This is a genomic window from Priestia sp. P5_B4, from assembly GCF_056400385.1.
Genome location: NZ_JBFULJ010000901.1, coordinates 1 through 1,542, shown reverse-complemented (window position 1 = coordinate 1,542; position 1,542 = coordinate 1). Strand labels below are relative to the sequence as shown.

At 43.1% G+C, this 1,542-nt stretch carries 2 protein-coding genes; both read right to left on the bottom strand.

Annotated features, from left to right (window positions below):
* A partial coding sequence (locus AC1DRF_RS27310; RefSeq protein ID WP_477742222.1) for an FAD binding domain-containing protein occupies positions 1 to 577 on the bottom strand: 577 nt, incomplete at its 3' end.
* Positions 564 to 1,542, bottom strand: a 979-nt coding sequence (locus AC1DRF_RS27305) for a xanthine dehydrogenase family protein molybdopterin-binding subunit (protein WP_477742221.1), incomplete at its 5' end; no start/stop codon positions are given. The genes AC1DRF_RS27305 and AC1DRF_RS27310, both read right to left, overlap by 14 nt.

The window sequence follows — 1,542 nt, the reverse complement described above, 5'->3', positions numbered from 1 at the left end:
GTGGATATCCTGTATCCCACTGCTGGCGCTCCTTTATACTCATATACGGGAGGTCAGCATACTTTGTTTCAACAAACACCTGAACAAGCAGCTCTCCTTTTTTCAGCTGCAAACGCCGCTGAAAAAGATCGTGAATCGAATGGAGCTTTATTCCACTGAGATCTGCCACTGCGAGTTGACTATCCGCTAGAAGGAGCGGCAATACGGCTTCTCGATAAAAGATATGCCCACAAATATTTCCTCCCAGCGTTATTTTATTTCGAGCCGTGTGATCAGCCACTTCGCTAGCAGACTTACTTAATAAAGGAAATAAGTTTTTCTCTTCCAGTTCAGTCAACGTTACACCTGCACCAAAAATCATCCAGTCTTCATCGGCTTCTGCTTTTTGAAACTCGGGTATATTTTTTATATCAATGACAGCATGGGTAACAAACAAACCCAACCTGCCCAATGTCAGAATTTCAGTGCCTCCAGCATAATAACGCGGCTGTTTGCCTTGATTCTCTAACTCTTGAAATAAGGCAACTGCTTCTGAAACGGTAGCAGGTTTGTGATATTCAAAGTCAAATGAAATCATCAGCATTCCCTTCTTTCATTCTCCAAATTAATTCTGGAATAAGCGGAAGGTGGTTTAATTCTGTTTCTGCTGCCACCGTTAAGCTGTTTCCTAAAGAAGCCGGCATACCAAGCAGCCCGTGTTCTCCCACTCCTCTAGCTCCGTAGGCCGCATCTAATTGAGGCGTATGAACAAAATCTACTACGTACTCCGGATGCTCTCCGTAGCGAAGAGGACGATATTTCCGAAGCTGAGGGTTTAAAATACGGCCATTTGAATCAAACCAAAATGTTTCTCTTCCGGCAAACGATAGGCCCATACTCATCGCTCCCATGACTTGCCCTCTTGCCATTTTCTCGTTTAACACGGTTCCTATGTCAATAACAGAGACTGCTTTTACAATACGATATCTATACGTTCTAGGGTTATATTCCACTTCAACTCCTTCAGCTGCTACCGTCCATTCAGGACCGGGACGCCCAGCTCCCGTTTCTTTATCCAAGTAGGTCATCCCTCTTAAAATATAATTGCCCCTCCCTATGATTTGCCCTCCAATTGCATTTCCGTTCGGATATTTATAACCATATACAATTTCTTTAAAGGCCAAGGAGGTTTCAGGCTCATCCCGTAAAAAAACTTTTTCATTTTTTATTTCGATATCTTCCTCAGAAGCTCGAAATATACAAGAAGCTATCTTTTTTAATTGGTTAATCACATCTTCAGCCGCTTCTAAAACCGCTCTTCCTGCCATAAAAGTGCCTCTGCTAGCCACCGTTTTCCAATGTTCAGGAGTCGTTTGAGTATCTACTTCCATTCGCACATGAATACGTTCCACGGGCATCTGCAATTTTTCAGCCAGTATTTGCGCGAGCACTGTTTTGGTCCCCGTACCTAATTCAATAACCCCAGACATCAAATTCACGCTTCCATCAGGATTGAATGTGAGAATAACACCTGAACCTGCGTTTGTTTCAATAGTGGAGGTT